A 17317-nucleotide genomic window follows, 5' to 3' on the forward strand; every position below is an offset into this window, starting at 1 on the left:
TGCGCCCCGCCCGGTCCCGACTGCTGAACGGCGGACTCTGTCGGGCGTCGACAGGGTGCGAGCCCGGTGGGCACGGCAACAGCCCGAGCAGGCCACGCAGGTGCTGTCGGCTGCATAGCGAGCCGGCCCGGCAGAGGTCGGGACCGGTCGGCAGTCCGCAGCATCGTCTGCGAACTGACAGAGCGGCCCCGTCTCGGCATTGTGAGCGGCCCGGCGGTGTGGCCGAGAGCCATCGCGGATGGCGTGCCCTGTGCCTGACTTGCTGTCAGGGGCGCGAGTGCGGCGCCTGGACGCCGTGGAATCAGGGCAGCTCGGTCCACTCACACCTCCGCGCCGGCCTTGCCCGGTGTGCGGTTCCACCGCGGCCCGGGGTCGCCGTGCTCGCTGGGCCCGGGGTGTCGGTGATGGTGTCGGCGGGCGGGTCGGGGCACCGCGACCGTGCCATGCCGTGAGGCGCGCAGCGCGTATGGCGAATGCCGAGTTGTGCGCAATGGGTTGACGCACTCACAGCTACTGCATAACTTGCCTTTTGCGGAATTGAAATGAAACGTTTCAAAAAGGATTCGAACCGTCAACCGCCCCTCCTGACCTGCGCGTTCTTCGGCGAACGCCGCTGGCCCGAGAGTCGTCAAGGCAGCATTCGCACCTCGGAGTCCCTATGATCATTTCTGGCAGAAGACGTCCGCCCCGCAGACACGGTTGGGCCGGCGCGACGTTCACCCTGGGCCTAGCCCTCATCGTGGCCATGCTCACCCAGCCTGTGGCCGTGTCCGCCGCGGAACACGCCACCGGGACCAGGACACCCCGGGTCCCGACTGACTGGCGGCAGTACGTCCAGACCCCGAAGCACTCCGACGTCTGCCCGGTATCCGTGGTCAGCGCGACAGGCTCGGTCGAAGGTGCCCGGAACCTTCTGTGTGGCGGCACCGGCAGCACGACGCTGACCTACACCGCCGGGGGAGAAGCGCCCACCATCCTTCTCGACTACGGCCAAGAGACGGGCGGCCTGCCCTACTTCACCGTCTCCGCCAAGTCCGGGTCCCCGACTCTGAAGGCCGCGTACAGCGAAGGCCTGGAGTACATGAGCCCGTCGGGTGACGGGGCGGCGCCGTGGGCGGACGGCGACAGCTCACGGTTCAACACCTACCAGGTCTCCGGGCCGGGCACGATCACCAACCGCTCCGCGCAAGGAGGCGAGCGGTACGAGCGGATAACACTCTCCGACCCAGGTCGCCTCACGCTCAGCAAGGTCGGAATCAAGTACATCGCCGACCGAACTCAGGCGAGTGGATACCAGGGTCACTTCCTGTCGAGTTCGGACGAGCTGAACAAGATCTGGTACGCCGGTGCTTACACCTTGCAGACCGATCTCGTCCCGGCCAACTCACTTCCCGGGAGCTGGTCGATCCAGGACGGTGCTTTGAGTGCCGGTGGTTCGAGAGTGAACGACGGTGCCGGCATCCTGAATCGCGGCTCGGCCTGGACGGACTACACGACGACCTTCCGGACCAGGATTCTCCACGACCAGGCCGGGTGGACGGTTCGTGCGCAGAACTCGCAGAACGGCTACCTGTTCATCCTCGATGACAGCACTGACACAGGCGGCGCTCCGAACACCCTGCAGAAACTCAGCGTCCACGACGGTGCCTACACGAGCCTCGGCTCGGTGGCCCTGCCGTCGCCTCTGACCGAGGGCACCTGGCACACAGTGGCCACCACGGTGTCCGGAACCAGCATCTCGATCCTGCTGGACGGCCAGCCGATCGATCATGTCGACACCTCTGCGCTGCCCGCCGACGCCGTCGCCTATCCGAGCGGAACCGTCGGCTTTCGTGAGTTCGGCGACGAGGAAGCGTCCTTCAAGGACCTCACTGTCGTCAGCGGCAACGGCAAGACGCTCTACAGCAATCCGCTGACCGCGTCCGCCTCTCTCGCCGACTTCACTCCGCCCGGATCCAACGCGGTGGCATCGGTTCTCGACGGCGCCCGGCGCGACCGAGCGATCTGGAGCGGCGACATCCTGGTCGAGGGCCTCACCGACTACTACTCCGTGAACAATCCGGAGTACATCAAACAGTCGCTGGACCTGCTGGGCAGCCGTCAGCTTTCCAGCGGATTCGTACCCGGCGCCCTCCACCCGGCAAGCGTGGCGCACCTCGGCCCCCTCACACCGGGCGAGACGGCCAGCTACTCCGCCACGTATTCCATGTACTTCGTCGCGGATCTGGCCAGTTACTACCTCCACACCGGCGACAAGGACTTCGTCACCAAGCAATGGCCCGTCGTCAAGCGTGAACTCGCCTGGAACGCGACCAGGGTGGACGGGAACGGCCTGTTCTCGACCCGCGCCGGGGTCGACGGCGCGGACTGGGACTTCTACGACGGCGACAAGGGCGGCGAGGTCTCGGCCTACAACATCCTTTACTACAAGGCACTGTTGGACGGCGCGGCACTGGCCACAGCGGCCGGAGACACCTCGCAAGCCGCTGCCTACCGTGCCGATGCCGGCGCGCTGCAGAAGCGGATCAACGAGCGTCTCTACGACGCGACGAGCGGCCTCTACAAGATCAGCGACACCCAGTCCGGTGTCGCGCAGGACGCCAACGCCCTGGCAGTCCTGTACGGAGTCGCCCCGGCCGCGAAGCAGGCGGAGATCCTCTCCAAGCTCAAGTCGTCGCTGTGGAGCACCCCTTACGGACCGCTTCCCTTCTCCTCCGACGCCGGCAACAGGGACCTGGTCAGCCCCTTCGTCAGCGGGTTCGAACTCCAAGCGCGCCTGGCGGCCGGGGATACCGCCAACGCACAAGAGCTCCTGCACAACGTGTGGGGTCACATGATCGCTCCCGGCCCAAACCAGACCGGGACCATGTGGGAGAACATCGCCGGCCAGGACGGCACACCCGGCCTAGGGTCGGGAGCGAGCCTGTCCCACGGTTGGTCAACGGCCCCGACGTCCGCACTGTCCAGCTACGTCCTGGGTATTCGGCCGGACACGGCGGGCTACAGCACCTGGACGGTGCAGCCCCATCCCGGAGACCTCACCTGGACCCGGGGAAATGTTCCCACCCCGCACGGAGACCTCAGCGTCAACTGGACCGCGAACAAGGGCAAGAACCAGTTCAGCCTGACTGTCAACGCACCCAAGGGGACCGGCGGCACCATCGCCATCCCGGTCTCCGGCCGGACCGGAACCGTTGCGGTCAACGGTGAGGTGGTCTGGCGCCACGGATCCTTCGCCGCAGCGGCGGGAGTCACCCAAGGGCAGTTCGAATCCGGCTATGTCTACTTGAAGGTGAAGGGCCATGGCACCTTCGAGGTGACCTCGCACTAGGGCTACGCAGCCGGCGGCACCCAGCGACATGTGCAGCCCGAGGACGTGTGACCTGCACCGGCCAACGGTGCAGGTCACAACGTCTACACCTCATCTGCCGGTATCCCTCCGGAGGGCGAGGGCGAGGGCGAGGGCGAGGGCGAGGGCGGTGGCGAGGGCGAGGGCGGTGGCGGTGGCGCTGGTGAGGTCCCCGACGTAGGCCCCGACGATTTCGAGACGGCCGCCGGTGATCGAGGACGTCACAGCGGGCTTGCCCCAGAGTTTGCCGTCGATGACGATGGCGCGTTCGTTGCGCGGGGACGGATCCGCCGCGATGGAAGCGGTCAGGGCGGCGAAACGGGTCCGGTCGTCGGGGCTGAGGGTCACCTCGACCCGCCAGGTGCCGTCGACTCTGCTTTTGCCGGCCTTCGCAGAGGCGGCACGGACGTCGGTCATGCCGCTGGCGCTGTCGACGCGGACGCAGAACGCCCGGTAGGTCGCGCTCGCGTGCGCGATGTAGCCGCCGCTGCCGTGGGTGCATGCGTGCTCCGTGGACGAGGTGACCGGAAGGATGGAGCTCAACGCTGCTCTAGGTGTTCTTCGTGCCTCTGCGGCGGGTTGAACCACCTGCGGGCGCTGGGCCGCGCCGCCCGCGACGGTCACCAGGCGCTGCCGACCACAGCGGCGGCGGCGAGAGCGACCCCGACGCGGGTCACCCGCTGACGCCGCCGGGCGGCCCGCAGTGCACCGTCGGCCAGGCCGACAAGACAGGGACCGGCGACACTGCCGCCGCTCTCTTGGACATGGGCGTGCAACGCGTCGTGCAGCGGGTGTTGGGTCGAGTTCTTCATGCGATGACACCCCTTTTCTTCCGGTGGCAGCAGCAGCGGAGGAGGAGGCCGACGGCTCTGCCACGGCCAAGACGGCGCGGACGGAGGTGAGGGCTTTGTGGGTCTGGCTGCGGACCGTCCCCTGGGTGACGCCCTGAATCGCGGCGATCTCGGCGTCCGGTCGGTCCTCGAAGTAGTCGGGACGGAGCCGGTGCCAGGAGGGCTGGCGCAGATAGCGGGCCCGGGTGCGTCGTGGTGAAGGGGCAGGAGGTGACCGCGGCGAAGGTCAACAGGCGGGCGAGGCCGTCCCGTTCACGCTTACTCCACCCGGTGCCGACGCTGCCGATGTAGCGCAGCCGACCGCCGGTCCGCTGTCCGAGAAGGAGTGCTCCGGGCAGGCCGGACAGACGGCCCCGGCCCGGGACACACCCGCCGATGACCGCGACGGTGGTGACCATGTCGCTGATCTTGATTTGCACACGATCTCCGCCAGCCCTGTGGCCGGGTGAGTGGCTGCCGGCCGTCAGGCCCTGACGGAGTCCCAGGTCCACCGGGTCGAGGACTTCGCGGTGGACGCGTCCTTCCAGGCCCGCCTGATCGACAGCCAGAGCATCAAGACCTCCACCACCGTCCCCTGACCAGCGAAGGCATCGATCCCGCCAAGAAGATTATCGGCCGCAAACGACACACCGTCACCGGTACGCTCGTCTCGGTACCCGCTGATCGGGGCCGTCAAATACCCGGCGACGATCACCGAGCACACGACGATGAAACTGAGCCCGGCGTAGGGGTGTTCCCATGTCCCGCCGTCCGGCTTCTCCTGGTGTGCCTCGGCGATGGAGCCCTGGACGGGCGGGGTCTCGCCTTGGGATACGGGTTGATGTGTCCCACCTCAACGGTCCGTTCGATGGATGGGCGCCGCATCGTCGTGGCGGAATCCCGGAGCGGCCCCTTGCGTAAGTCGTTGACATGGCCCTGTCGTGTAGCTAGCTTCACGAACAGTTCTCGTACGCGCCCTCAGGTGCTCGCGGCCCAGGGGACCCGTCCGTGCGTTCGCATCGCCAGGTGCCTCATCTCGACGATGTGACAACGTTGTCCAACCCGCCTGCTGCTCATGCGAATGCCGTGCTTCAAGTGAAGACAACGTTGTCAGATCTCAGGTTCCAGGTTCAGCTCCAGCGCCGGCTCCCGCTTCCGAGTAGAGGAGAAACCTCCGTGACACGACTGTCGAGACCCCCCGGAACGGCCACGATCGGTTTATTCGCGGCTGCGGCGCTGGCGATGGCCGGGCTGTGCGCACCCGCGTGGGCGGCCGAAAAGGCGGCGCTCGTCGCGTCGCCCGCCACCGTGGTCAACCCGTTCATCGGCACGTCGAACGACGCCAACGACTTCCCCGGGGCCGACGTGCCGTTCGGCATGGTGCAGTGGAGCCCCGACACGACGTCGCGGCCCGCCGGTGGCGGCTACGAGTACAACGACTCGTCCATCACCGGCTTCAGCCTCACCCACATCGCCGGGCCGGGCTGCGGAGCGGCGGGAGACGTACCGGTGCTGCCCACGGTCGGCACGGTCAACACCGGCGCCACGGTGGCGTTCTCGCACGCCAACGAATCGGCGTCCGCCGGGTCGTACAAGGTCGGGCTGAACAACCAGGTGACCACCGAACTGACCACCACGACCCGCAGCGGGATGGCGCGCTTCACCTTCCCCTCGACCAGCCAGGCCAATCTGATCTTCAAGCTCACGGGCAGTCAGAACGGAGCCTCGTCGACGCAGTTCACCAAGGTCTCGAACACCGAGGTGAGCGGTCAGGTCACCAGCGGTCGCTTCTGCGGCGCCGGGAACACGTACTCCGTGTACTTCGACATGGTCTTCGACCAGCCGTTCGCCTCCCAGGGAAGCTCGGTCGCCAAGACGTCGGCCGCCACCCCCGCGAAGCCCCGCACGGCGTCCAAGAACGCGGCCGAGCAGCCCAACAAGCCCGTGCTCCACGGAAAGACGCCCACCGGCGCGGCCCCGAACACCACCAAGGACAACGCCTCGCCGGAGGCCGCCGCCTCGAACGGCTACGTCACCTTCAACACCACGAGCAACCCGGTGGTGCAGGCCAAGGTCGGCGTCTCCTACGTCTCGGTGGCCAACGCGACCGCCAACCGGGCCGCGGAGAACACCGGTTGGGACTTCAACGCGACCCGTACCGCCGCCCAGGACGCCTGGAACAGCGCACTGGGCAAGATACAGATCGCGGGCGGAACGGCCGCGCAGCAGCAGACCTTCTACACCGCGCTGTACCACTCACTCCTGCACCCGAACGTCATCAGTGACACCAACGGCCAGTACTACGGCTTCGACGGCAGGACCCACACCGTGGACGCCGGCCACAAGGCCGCCTACGCCAACTACTCCGGCTGGGACATCTACCGCTCGCAGGCGCAACTCGAAGCCCTGGTCGCACCCCAGGTCGCCTCGGACACGGCACAGTCGATGGTCGACGACTACGCCCAGACCGGGATCTTCCCCAAGTGGTCCGAGAACAACGGCGAGTCGTACGTGATGGTCGGAGACCCGGCGGACGGCATCATCGCCGACTACTACGCCTTCGGCGCCCGGGACTTCGACACCACGACCGCCCTCGCCGACATGGTCAAGCAGGCGAGCACGACCAACAACGACCGGCCGGGCCTCAACTACCTGAACTCACCCGGATACATGCCGCACGACGGCAGCTACGGCTGCTGCAACTTCTACGGCCCCGTGGCCACCACGCTGGAGTACGACACCGCCGACTTCGCGCTCTCCGCGATGGCCGGGGGGCTCGGCGACACCGGCAACCAGAAGACGTACGCCAACCGCGCCCAGGACTGGCGCAACGTGCTCAACCCCGCTTCCGGTTTCGTGGAGCCGCGCAACGCGAGCGGCTCCTGGACCGGTGGCTTCGACCCCACCAGCGGAACCGACATGGTCGAGGCCGACTCCTGGATCTACACCGGGATGATCCCCTTCAACGTCGCGGGCCTCGCGCGCGCCAAGGGCGGCAACACGGCGATGAGTCACTACCTGGACACCGTGCTGCGCAGTTACACGGGCGACAGTGGGTACGCGTGGGTCGGCAACGAACCCAGCATCGAACTGCCGTGGGAGTACGACTACATCGGGCAGCCCTACAAGACCCAGGGCACCGTACGGGCCATCCAGCAGCAGATCTGGGCGAACACCCCTGGCGGGCTGGCCGACGGCAACGACGACCTCGGCGCGATGAGCGCGTGGTACGTGTGGTCCGCGCTCGGCATGTTCCCCGAGACCCCCGGGACCGCCGATCTCGCCCTGGGATCCCCTGTGTTCACGCAGGCCGTGATCACCCTGCCGTCCGGAAGGACGCTGACGATCAACGGCAACGGAGCCGCCGACAACGCCCCCTATGTCCAGTCCGCGACATGGAACGACTCCGCCTGGAACAACGCCTACGCCCCCACGTCGGCGATCACCGCGGGCGGCACCCTGACCTACACGCTCGGCACCACCGCCAACACCTCCTGGGCGACGGCCTCGTCCGCCGCTCCGCCCTCCTACGCCGGTGACACCACGGCTCCGGCCTCACCGCGTATCGGCCCCATCACCTCGGCGGTGGCGTCCAACCTGTGTGTGGACGACGCGAATTCCTCCACCACCGACGGCAGCCACGTCCAGATCTGGACCTGCAACAGCACCTACGCCCAGGACTGGATCGTCGCCGGCGACGGGACGGTCCGGAGTCTGGGCAAATGCCTGGACGCCGACCACAGCGGGACCACCAACGGGACCCTGATCCAGCTCTGGACGTGCAACGGCAGCGGCGCCCAGCAGTGGACCGCGGGCGCGAACGGCTCCTTGATCAACCCTCAGTCCAAGCTGTGCCTGGACGACCCCAACTCCTCGACGACGACCGGTGCCCAACTCCAGCTCTACACCTGCAACGGCACGGCGGCCCAGAACTGGAAGCTGCCGGCCTGAGCCACAGGTCCGGATCGCTCGGCAGCACCGCCCGTATGCCCCGGCCGCTCGGCCGGGGCATACGGGCGCGTACACGATGAATCCATCTCATGGGCGGGTCCGAGTCGGTGTCTCACCGTCTTGGCGTTGCGAATCCCCGGGCATGCACAGAGGTTCACGGACGGTCGATCGACCCGCTCACGGCGCCCAGCGCGGTGGACGTCTCCGACCTGTTCGCCAACTCCGCCCGGAGGCCTCTCACTTGAGTTGCTCACGCGCCGAAGTCTGTTCGCGGGGCGGCGCCGTCGAGGCCCGAATCACGAGTTCGGTGGCGAGTTCTATGTGGTGGGACTCGACCTTCTGGCCGTTGGCCAGTCGGAGGGCGGTGCGGAGGGCGGCACCGCCCATCTCCCGGAGTGGCTGGCGCACGGTGGTCAGTGGCGGTGAGGTCATCTGGGCGAGGCTCGTGTCGTCGAAGCCGACCACGCTCAGGTCTTCGGGGACGCGCAGACCTCGGGCGCGGGCGGTCTCGATGACCCCGAGGGCGATCTCGTCGTTGCCTGCGAAGATCGCGGTCGGTGACTCTTCCAGGTCCAGGAGCACCGTGGCGCCGAGCAACCCGGTCTCGTACGTGAACTCTCCGGGCCGGACGTAGGCGGGGGGTACCTGTACTCCTTCCGCCTCCATGGCGGCGCGGTAGCCGTGCATGCGTGCCTGGTTGCATACGGCCATGGCCGGTCCGCCGAGATAGGCGACGCGGCGGTGGCCGAGGGAGAGCAGGTGCCGGGTCGCGGCCAGGCCACCGGCGAAGTTGGTCGCCCCGACGCTGTTGACCCGGCTGTCCGGCAGGTGCAGGGGGTCCAGCACGACCAGCGGCAGCCCGGCCCGGGCCAGTTCGTTCAGGTGCCCCGCGGTGTACACGCTGGTGACCGCGATGACGGCGCGGCGCCCGGCCGAGACGAGGTCCCGGGCCCAGTGCGGGGCGCGGGACGCCTTGCTGATCACCACCGAGGCTCCCAGTTCGGCGGCGGAGTCGATGATGCCTTCCAGGGTCTCGGCCACGTACGACTTGAGGCCGCCCTGGAACTGGACCTCGATGGTGGGGCTTTCGACGGCCTCGGTGTGACGGAACACCGGCGCGAGGTAATCGTGCTGATGCAGCAGCTCTTGCACCCGGGTGCGGGTGTCCGGTGCGACGTCACCGCGGCCGTTGACCACTTTGGACACGGTCGCGACGGAGACCCCGGCCGCTTGGGCGATGTCCGCCAAGGTGGTGCGCCTGGCGTTCGGTCGCATCGGTTCCTCCCAGCTGTTCGCGTCCACCGGTGTGGTGAGCCGCCGGTCGGACCGGCAACGCGGGTGGAACCGGTCAACCCTACGGCAGCCCGGCACCGAGATCGTCCGGGAAGGTGTCGACCGTTTCCTCGATCCGGACACGTCCGACGATCTGCGGGAGACCGCGTCCGGTGAACACGGTCCGATCGGCACACCCGCCGACCTGTCCGCGTACGGCTGTTTCCGGCTCCAGCCGCACCGGGGCGCAGGGGCCGACTCCCGTAGTGTCCCGCCCGACCCCCGGAGGATCTGCACCCGCAGGCCGGCCGGCGGGATGCCCCGGCCGGGGTGATTGCCTCCGCGCACGCGTGGCCGGGCATGAACTCCCGGGCCAGGCAGGCAGCATGGGGACCGCCGGGTCGGGACTCCGCCGGGACCGTGTGCTGCGACCCGGCAATCACCGCGGCCCTCTCCAGCGCGGTCTCCGGCGGCTGCCGTACACCCGGCCGGGGTGACCGGGACCATGTCGGGCAGTCTCGGCCGGCGGAGGGCTCCCGGATGCCCGAGACCGCATCCTCCGTCGCCGACCCCTGCTGACTTTCGACCCGTCCGGCGCCGTCTTCGGACGCGCGTCCCGGGCGGTTGCCGGCCCGGCGGCTGCCTAGCTGCGGGACGTTGTCCACGACCGTCCGTTGGGCCCGGAGGGCGTCGACCGGGTCCCGCATCGGCCGCACCGAGCCCTGCCCGCCTGGCATGACCTGCACCGACAGTGAGTCAGCCGCAGCCATCGAGCCCCCTTGTCATCGAACAGTCGTTTTCGAAATAGTTTCGGTCGCTGCGAAACCCTTGCGGAGACGGTCGTCGCTCGATGCTGCGCAGCTGAATGGGGTGGATTACGCGTACCTGCACGTGTCTTGACAGGGCTTCAGATCGAAACCTAGCTTGCACGGACAGAGCTCGAAGAAGGTTGTTTCGAAAACCTTTCACCATGACTCACGAGAAGCCTGTGGCTCTCGAGTGCGGAGAAAAGACATGGCGCTCTCCCGACGTACCCTCCTCGGCCTGGCCGTCGGCGTGCCGGCCTCCGCGGCGCTGGCGGCCTGCGGCTCGTCCGGACCCGGCAAGGGCGGCGGTGCCACGTACTGGTACCTGAACGGTCAGCCGCAGGAAGGCGTCCGGGCCGGCGCGGTGGACGCGTTCAACAAGGCCCACCCCAAGGAGCAGATCAAGGACACCACCTACCAGAACGACGCGTACAAGACGAAGATCAAGACCTCCATCGGTGCCGGAAAGGCGCCCACCATCATCTGGGGCTGGGGCGGCGGGACGCTGCGCACCTACGTGGAGGCGGGCCAGGTCGAGGACCTCACCCCGTGGTTCGACGAGCACTCCGAGGTCAAGAAGGGGCTGTTCCCGTCCTCGTTCGGCGCGGCGACGGTGGACGGCAAGATCTACGCGATGCCGGTCGAGACCGTGCAGCCGATCATCCTCTACTACAACAAGAAGGTCTTCGACCAGGTCGGTGTGCAACCGCCGAAGTCCTGGGACGACATCATGGCGCTGGTGCCCCGGTTCAACGCGAAGGGCATAGCGCCGTTCTCCCTCGGTGGCCAGTCCCGGTGGACGAACATGATGTGGCTGGAGTTCCTGTTCGACCGCATCGGCGGTTCCGAGGTGTTCCAGGCCATCATCGAAGGCGAGAAGAACGCCTGGTCCAACCCGGACGCCATCACCGCGCTGACCAAGGTGCAGGACCTCGTCAAGGCCCGCGGGTTCGTGAAGGGCTTCTCCTCGATCACCGCGGACTCCAACGCCGACCAGGCGCTGCTGTACACCGGCAGGGCCGCGATGATGCTGCACGGGGCCTGGTCGTACGGCATCCAGCAGGCGGATGGTGGGGACTTCGTCTCCAGCGGCTCGCTGGGCTACATGACCTTCCCGCCCGTGGAAGGCGGCAAGGGCGATCCGAGCGACACCGTCGGCAACCCCGCCCAGTACCTCTCGATCTCCTCGAAGGCCAGCGCCGAGCAGAAGAAGGTCGCCAAGGACTTCTTCGCCACAGGCGTCCTCCGGGACGCGGAGGTGAAGGCGTGGATCGACAACGGGTCGGTCCCGATCCGGCTGGGCACGGAGAAGCTGCTGGCCGCCTCCAAGAGCGCCGATTTCCTGCAGTTCACCTACGACATCGCCAGCAAGGCCAAGGTGTTCGGCCAGTCCTGGGACCAGGCGCTCAGTCCGACGGCCGCCGAGACCCTGCTGGACAACATCGTCAAGTTGTTCCAACTGTCCGTCTCGCCGAAGCAGTTCGCCGACAATCTCAACGCGGTCACCGGCACATGAGTTCACTCACCGGCCATCGGCCGCAGCGCGAACCGCGCAGCATCCTGCCGTGGCTGGCGGCGCCGGCGCTGGTGGTCTTCGTCGGCTTCGCCGTGGTTCCGCTCGTCGGTGTCTTCGCGTTGAGCTTCACCACATGGGACGGGATCGGCGCCATCCACTCGTCGGGACTGACCAGTTGGCGTGCGGTGCTCACCGATCCCGGGCTGCCGCACGCCCTCGGGGTGACGTTTCTGGTGATGGCCGTGTCCTGGGCCGTTCAGACGCCGCTGAGTATTCTGCTCGGCACGTTCATGGCAGGCCGCCAGCGCTACCGCGCGGTGCTGGGCGTGGTGTACTTCGTCCCGCTGATGCTGAGCTCCGCGGCCATCGCGATCGCGTACAAGGCTCTGCTGGACCCCAACTTCGGGCTCGGTGCCGGACTGAAGATCCAGGCGTTGAGCAAGGACTGGCTGGGGCGGCCCGGGCTCGCGTTCGGAGTCGTCATCTTCGTCGTCTCCTGGCAGTTCGTCCCGTTCCACTCCCTGATCTACCAGGGTGGTGTCCAGCAGATCCCGAAATCCCTGTACGAGGCGGCGCAGTTGGACGGTGCCGGACGGATCCGGCAGTTCTTCAGCATCACGCTGCCCCAGCTGAAGTACACCGTCATCACCTCGTCCACGCTGATGGTGGTCGGCTCGCTGACCTTCTTCGACCTCATCTTCGTCCTCACCGAGGGCGGCCCCGGCGACGCCACCCGGGTCCTCGCGCTGGACATGTACAAGCGGGGGTTCCAGGCCAGTCTGATGGGACCGGCCAGCGCCATCGCGGTCATCCTGGTCCTGGTGGGGCTGGCCCTCGCCCTGCTGCTGCGCCGGCTCGGTGGCCGGGACGCCGGCGCGAGCCAACTTGAGGGGGCCTGACGTGACCACCACCCTGACCGAGTCGCGACAACCCCAGAAGGCCACCCACCGCGAGCGGCGACGCCGCACGCGTCAGAAGGCCCGCCGCCACAACTGGGTCGGCGGCCTGGCCGGTTGGCTCTGGCTCGTCGTCGTCGCCGTACCCCTGTACTGGACCCTCATCACCAGCCTCAAGGTCCAGAGCCGCTACTACGCGAGCAACCCGCTGGTGCCGTCGAGCGACCCGACACTGGACAACTACCGGTTGGTCATCCAGTCCGACTTCCTCCGCTACTTCGTGAACAGCGTCGTGGTCACCGCCGGCGCCGTGGTGCCGGCGGTCCTGGTCTCCTTCATGGCCGCCTACGCGATCGTTCGCGGTTGGCGCATGCGTGTCCTTCGCGCGGTGAACGGGCTCTTCCTCATGGGCCTGGCCATCCCGCTGCAGGCCACGGTGATCCCGGTCTACCTGATCATCATCAGAATGCACCTCTACGACAATCTGCTGGCGCTGATCCTCCCGTCGATCGCCTTCGCGATCCCGCTGTCCGTGCTGGTGCTCACCAACTTCATCCGCGACGTACCCAAAGAGCTGTTCGACTCGATGAAGGTCGACGGCGCCACCGAATGGACGACGCTGTGGCGGCTGGCGGCACCGCTGACCCGACCGGCCATCCTCACCGTGACCATCTTCAACTCGCTGACCATCTGGAACGGATTCCTGCTGCCGCTGATCCTGACCCAGAGCCCTGAGCGCCGCACCCTGCCGCTCGCGCTGTGGACCTTCCAGGGCCAGTACGGCGTCAATGTCCCCGCCGTTCTCGCCGCCGTCGTCCTCACCACACTGCCCGTCCTGGTGCTGTACGCGTTCGGCCGCCGCCAGCTGCTGAGCGGACTGACCGCGGGATTCAGCCGTTGACCGACGCTGACACCGTGTCCGGCCACGGGTCGATGCCGGAGCCCGGACGCGATCTGTCCCGCCCTGAGTCCTGCTCGTCTACCTGTTCGCCCGTCGCGGCCCGCCCAAGGGTCTGACGTACGTGGGAGGAAAGTGAACGCCAACGTGGCTGTAGAGAACATCCCCGGAATCGCCCTCTGGAACGACCCCACCGTGCCCGTCGCCGCGCGGGTCGATGCGCTGATCGCCGCGATGACCCTCCAGGAGAAGACCGCCCAGCTGTACGGAGTGTGGGTGGGCGCCTCGGACCAGGGCGGTGAAGTGGCCCCCCATCAGCACGACATGGAGGAGGCCGTCGATCTCGACGCGCTCCTGCCCGCCGGACTGGGCCAGCTGACCCGGCCCTTCGGCACGGTCCCGGTCGACCCCGCCCTGGGCGCGCTGTCCCTGGCCCGCACCCAGACCCGTATCGCCGCCACCAACCGCTTCGGCATCCCCGCTCTCGCGCATGACGAATGTCTGGCCGGATTCGCGGCCTGGGGGGCGACGGCCTACCCCGTTCCCCTGTCCTGGGGGGCCACCTTCGATCCGGACACGGTACGGCGCATGGCCGCCGTCATCGGTCGCGACATGCGTGCCGTCGGCGTCCACCAGGGACTCGCGCCCGTCCTGGATGTGGTGCGCGACGCCCGCTGGGGCCGGGTCGAGGAGACCATCGGCGAGGACCCGTACCTCGTCGGCACCATCGCGACGGCATATGTGCAGGGCCTTGAGTCGGCCGGGATCGTCGCCACCCTCAAGCACTTCGTCGGATACTCGGCCTCTCGCGCCGGCCGTAACCTCGCCCCCTCCTCCATGGGGCCGCGTGAGCGCGCCGACGTTCTGCTGCCTCCCTTCGAGATGGCGATCCGTGAAAGCGGCGCCCGGTCGGTGATGAGCGCCTACACCGACACCGACGGCATGCCCTCCGCGGCCGACGAGGATCTGCTCACCGGGCTGCTGCGCGACACGTGGGGCTTCGACGGCACCGTCGTCGCCGACTACTTCGCCATCGCCTTCCTCAAGACCCTGCACGGCATCGCGGCCGACTGGGCCGGCGCCGCCGGAACGGCGCTGTGTGCGGGCATTGACGTCGAACTGCCCAACGTCAAGACATACGGCGCGCCCCTGACCGAGGCCGTCGCCGACGGCCGCGTCCCGGAGGCGCTGGTCGATCGAGCCCTGCGCCGGACACTCACCCAGAAGGCGATGCTCGGCCTGCTCGACCCGGACTGGAACCCCATGCCGGCCGCGCTCGACGGGGCGGACCTGGCCGATCCGGCCGCCCTGCGCGGCCGTATCGACCTGGACGGCCCGGAGAACCGTGCGCTGGCCCGCACGGTCGCCGAGAAAGCGGTCGTGCTGCTGAGCAACGACGGCACCCTGCCGCTCGGGAGGCCGCGCCGCATCGCGCTGCTCGGCCCCAACGCCGACGAACCCGTCGCCGTACTGGGCTGCTACTCCTTCCCCCAGCACATCGGCGTCCGCCACCCCGGTACCCCACTCGGCATCGAACTGCCCACGCTGCGCGACACACTCGCCGCCGAGTTCCCCGACGCCGAGATCACGGTCGCCCGCGGCACCGGAATCGACGACGGAGATCTCTCCGGCATCGGCGAGGCCGTCCGGGCGGCACGTGAGGCCGACGTCGCCCTGGTGGTACTCGGCGACCGCGCCGGGCTCTTCGGGCGGGGCACCAGTGGCGAGGGATGCGACGTCGAGGCGCTGGTGCTGCCCGGCGCGCAGCAGCACCTGCTCGACACCCTGCTCGACCTGGAGACCCCCGTGGTCACCGTCCTGCTCGCGGGACGGCCCTACGCCCTCGGCCGCGCCGTGGAGGAGTCCGCCGCGATCGTGCAGTCCTTCTTCCCGGGCGAGGAGGGGACCCACGCGATCGCCGGGGTGCTCAGCGGCCGTACCAATCCCTCCGGACGCCTCCCGGTCAGCGTGCCGCGCGGGCCGGGCTCCCAGCCGGCCACGTACCTCGGGGCGCGGCTCGCTCAGGCCAACGAGGTCTCCAGCATCGACCCGACCCCCGCGTACGCCTTCGGCCACGGCCTGTCCTATACGCGGTTCGACTGGACGGACCTGGCCGTGGACGTCCAGGAGGCCCCCACGGACGGCGAGTTCGCCCTCGCCTTCACCGTCCGCAACACGGGCGGACGGTCCGGAACCGAGGTCGTCCAGCTCTATCTGCACGACCCGGTCGCCTCCGTCGTCCAGCCGGTGCAGCGTCTGGTCGGCTACACCCGGGTCGAACTGGAGCCGGGCGAGGCCCGCCGCATCCACGTCACGGTCCCGGCCGATCTCGCCTCCTTCACCGGACGCGACGGCCGACGGGTCGTCGAACCGGGCGAACTGGAAGTCCGGCTGGCCGCCTCCAGCGCGGACCCGCGTCTGACGGCCAGGGTCACGTTGACCGGAGCCGAGCGCCACGTGGATCACACGCGGCGCCTGCACGCCACGGTCGGACAGGAGCCGGTCGACCGGGTATGAACCGTGCCTGCGCAGCGCCCGGTCGCGACAGGGGCGGCGCTGCGCACGCGGGCCCGCGCGGCCGGAGACGGGGTCAACTCACAGCACGCCGCGCCGGGCGAGATTGCGCATCAGGGCTCCCGCTCCGAACGTCCACGGTGCGGCCTGCTCGCTGGGCACGACGGTGTTGACCAGAGCGCCGAGCCGTGGGCTGGAGATGCGCACGACGTCGCCGTACTCGTGGGTGAAGCCCGCGCCAGGTGCCTGTCGGTCCTCGGTGGGGGCGAACAGCGTTCCGGTGAACAGCACGAAGCCGTCCGGGTATTGGTGATGCGGACCGTGTGTGGCAGTCACCAGGTCCAGTACGTCGCGGCTGATCTCACGCATGGAGCTGCTGCCGTGCAGTACGTAGCCGTCCGTGCCGTCGATCCGCAGGTCGATGTCGAGCCCGCGAACGGTGTCGAGGTCGAAGCCCTCGTCGAGCAGGCGCAGGAACGGGCCGATCGCGCAGGAGGCGTTGTTGTCCTTCGCGCGCGACAGCAGCAGGGCGCTGCGGCCCTCGATGTCGCGGAGGTTGACGTCGTTGCCGAGCGTCGCGCCGCGTACCCGGCCGCGCGAGTCCACGACGAGGACGACTTCGGGCTCGGGGTTGTTCCACACCGAGGCGCCGAGCACCCCGATGTCGGCGCCGGTGCCGACCGCGGACAGGACGGGGGCTTTGGTGAACACTTCCGGGTCCGGTCCGATCCCGACCTCCAGGTACTGCGACCACAGCCCTTCGGAGACCAGCAGTTCCTTGGCCTTGTCCGCTTCCGGCGATCCGGGACGGATGCCGGCGAGGGTACCGCCCACCACCTGTCCGACGCGGGCCCGCACCCGCGCGGCCTGCGCCGGATCGCCGCCCGTGCGCTCTTCGATGACACGCTCCAGCAGACTCCGGGCGAAGGTGACCCCAGCGGCCTTGATCACCTGCAGGTCGATGGGGGCCAGCAGATGCGGAACGTCACCGCGGCCGGTCGGCGCGCCGAGGAGTTGGTCCAGACGCCAGACCTGTCCGCCGTCGGCCTCGCGGACGACTGCCGCGGCGTCCTCGCGTTCCATGAGGTCGGAGACGGTCGGTACGACGGCCGTCAGGTCGACGACCTGCTCGCCGCGGACCGCGGCGACGCACGGTCCGTCGCATTCCGGGTCGTGGACGCGCGCGACGAGCGCGGCCCGGTCGGCGTCCTGCGGCAGGACGGAGCCGGCTGTGAGGACCGGACGAGGGCGCGCTGCTGCCGATTCCACGATCGATGCTCTCCTG

13 protein-coding genes are annotated in these 17317 nt (G+C 68.6%); 8 read left to right on the top strand and 5 right to left on the bottom strand.

The annotated features are described in order from the left end of the window. The first annotated feature begins 745 nt into the window (after nt 1-745). Nucleotides 746-3331, top strand: coding sequence for an alpha-L-rhamnosidase-related protein (locus tag OG226_RS48950; RefSeq protein WP_329352889.1), 2586 nt, complete (start codon nt 746-748; stop codon nt 3329-3331). A 90-nt stretch (nt 3332-3421) separates the two neighbouring features. Here OG226_RS48950 and OG226_RS48955 read toward each other — a convergent pair whose 3' ends face one another. The 3 genes from OG226_RS48955 to OG226_RS48965 all read right to left on the bottom strand — a co-directional run bounded on the left by OG226_RS48955 (nt 3422) and on the right by OG226_RS48965 (nt 4598). Next, nucleotides 3422-3892, bottom strand: a complete 471-nt coding sequence (locus tag OG226_RS48955) for a SecDF P1 head subdomain-containing protein (RefSeq protein WP_329352890.1) — start codon at nt 3890-3892, stop codon at nt 3422-3424. Nucleotides 3893-3969: 77 nt separating this feature from the next. After that, a complete protein-coding gene (locus OG226_RS48960; RefSeq protein WP_329352891.1) occupies nt 3970-4161 on the bottom strand; it encodes a hypothetical protein in 192 nt (63 codons plus the stop codon). Beyond that, nucleotides 4158-4598 (bottom strand): ATP dependent DNA ligase, encoded by a 441-nt coding sequence (locus OG226_RS48965; protein ID WP_329353730.1) that lies wholly within the window; start codon nt 4596-4598, stop codon nt 4158-4160. The genes OG226_RS48960 and OG226_RS48965 overlap by 4 nt, the downstream gene beginning before the upstream one ends. 51 nt (nt 4599-4649) lie before the next feature. Between OG226_RS48965 and OG226_RS48970 the strand changes: the two genes are divergently transcribed. Together OG226_RS48970 and OG226_RS48975 are read left to right on the top strand one after the other, a co-directional pair. Continuing rightward, the gene (locus OG226_RS48970; protein WP_328686003.1) at nt 4650-4778 is read left to right on the top strand and encodes a hypothetical protein; all 129 of its coding nucleotides are present in this window, start codon (nt 4650-4652) and stop codon (nt 4776-4778) included. Nucleotides 4779-5355: 577 nt separating this feature from the next. Next, nucleotides 5356-8130, top strand: coding sequence for a lectin (locus OG226_RS48975; protein ID WP_329352892.1), 2775 nt, complete (start codon nt 5356-5358; stop codon nt 8128-8130). Between the two features lie 237 nt (nt 8131-8367). Here OG226_RS48975 and OG226_RS48980 read toward each other — a convergent pair whose 3' ends face one another. Further along, nucleotides 8368-9405: a LacI family DNA-binding transcriptional regulator gene (locus OG226_RS48980; protein ID WP_329352893.1), complete on the bottom strand. Its 1038-nt coding sequence runs from the start codon at nt 9403-9405 to the stop codon at nt 8368-8370. Here OG226_RS48980 and OG226_RS48985 point away from each other — a divergent pair. The 5 genes from OG226_RS48985 to OG226_RS49005 all read left to right on the top strand — a co-directional run bounded on the left by OG226_RS48985 (nt 9368) and on the right by OG226_RS49005 (nt 16035). Beyond that, a complete protein-coding gene (locus tag OG226_RS48985; RefSeq protein ID WP_329352894.1) occupies nt 9368-9736 on the top strand; it encodes a hypothetical protein in 369 nt (122 codons plus the stop codon). The two genes, OG226_RS48980 and OG226_RS48985, sit on opposite strands and share 38 nt — an antisense overlap. Nucleotides 9737-10416: 680 nt before the next feature. Further along, on the top strand, nt 10417-11724 hold the full coding sequence (locus OG226_RS48990; RefSeq protein ID WP_328686007.1) for an extracellular solute-binding protein: 1308 nt from the start codon (nt 10417-10419) through the stop codon (nt 11722-11724). Further along, on the top strand, nt 11721-12623 hold the full coding sequence (locus tag OG226_RS48995) for a carbohydrate ABC transporter permease (RefSeq protein ID WP_328686008.1): 903 nt from the start codon (nt 11721-11723) through the stop codon (nt 12621-12623). Before OG226_RS48990 ends, OG226_RS48995 begins: the two co-directional genes overlap by 4 nt. 1 nt (nt 12624) lies before the next feature. Next, on the top strand, nt 12625-13521 hold the full coding sequence (locus OG226_RS49000) for a carbohydrate ABC transporter permease (RefSeq protein WP_329352895.1): 897 nt from the start codon (nt 12625-12627) through the stop codon (nt 13519-13521). A gap of 132 nt (nt 13522-13653) precedes the next feature. Further along, the gene (locus tag OG226_RS49005) at nt 13654-16035 is read left to right on the top strand and encodes a glycoside hydrolase family 3 N-terminal domain-containing protein (RefSeq protein WP_329352896.1); all 2382 of its coding nucleotides are present in this window, start codon (nt 13654-13656) and stop codon (nt 16033-16035) included. Nucleotides 16036-16113: 78 nt separating this feature from the next. On the opposite strand, the gene OG226_RS49010 is transcribed toward OG226_RS49005, so the two are convergent. Continuing rightward, a complete protein-coding gene (locus OG226_RS49010; protein ID WP_329352897.1) occupies nt 16114-17301 on the bottom strand; it encodes a fumarylacetoacetate hydrolase family protein in 1188 nt (395 codons plus the stop codon). Between the last annotated feature and the right edge of the window lie 16 nt (nt 17302-17317).

This window comes from Streptomyces sp. NBC_01261 (assembly GCF_036226385.1).
Classification (GTDB): Bacteria; Actinomycetota; Actinomycetes; order Streptomycetales; family Streptomycetaceae; genus Streptomyces.

Bases quoted from the DNA above. Each gene is read 5' to 3' on its own strand.
- OG226_RS48985 (WP_329352894.1), top strand. From the start codon at position 9,368: ATGTCCGCCAAGGTGGTGCGCCTGGCGTTCGGTCGCATCGGTTCCTCC.
- OG226_RS48995 (WP_328686008.1), top strand. From the start codon at position 11,721: ATGAGTTCACTCACCGGCCATCGGCCGCAGCGCGAACCGCGCAGCATC.
- OG226_RS48965 (WP_329353730.1), bottom strand. From the start codon at position 4,598: ATGGTCACCACCGTCGCGGTCATCGGCGGGTGTGTCCCGGGCCGGGGC.
- OG226_RS48990 (WP_328686007.1), top strand. From the start codon at position 10,417: ATGGCGCTCTCCCGACGTACCCTCCTCGGCCTGGCCGTCGGCGTGCCG.
- OG226_RS48960 (WP_329352891.1), bottom strand. From the start codon at position 4,161: ATGAAGAACTCGACCCAACACCCGCTGCACGACGCGTTGCACGCCCAT.
- OG226_RS48980 (WP_329352893.1), bottom strand. From the start codon at position 9,405: ATGCGACCGAACGCCAGGCGCACCACCTTGGCGGACATCGCCCAAGCG.
- OG226_RS48950 (WP_329352889.1), top strand. From the start codon at position 746: ATGCTCACCCAGCCTGTGGCCGTGTCCGCCGCGGAACACGCCACCGGG.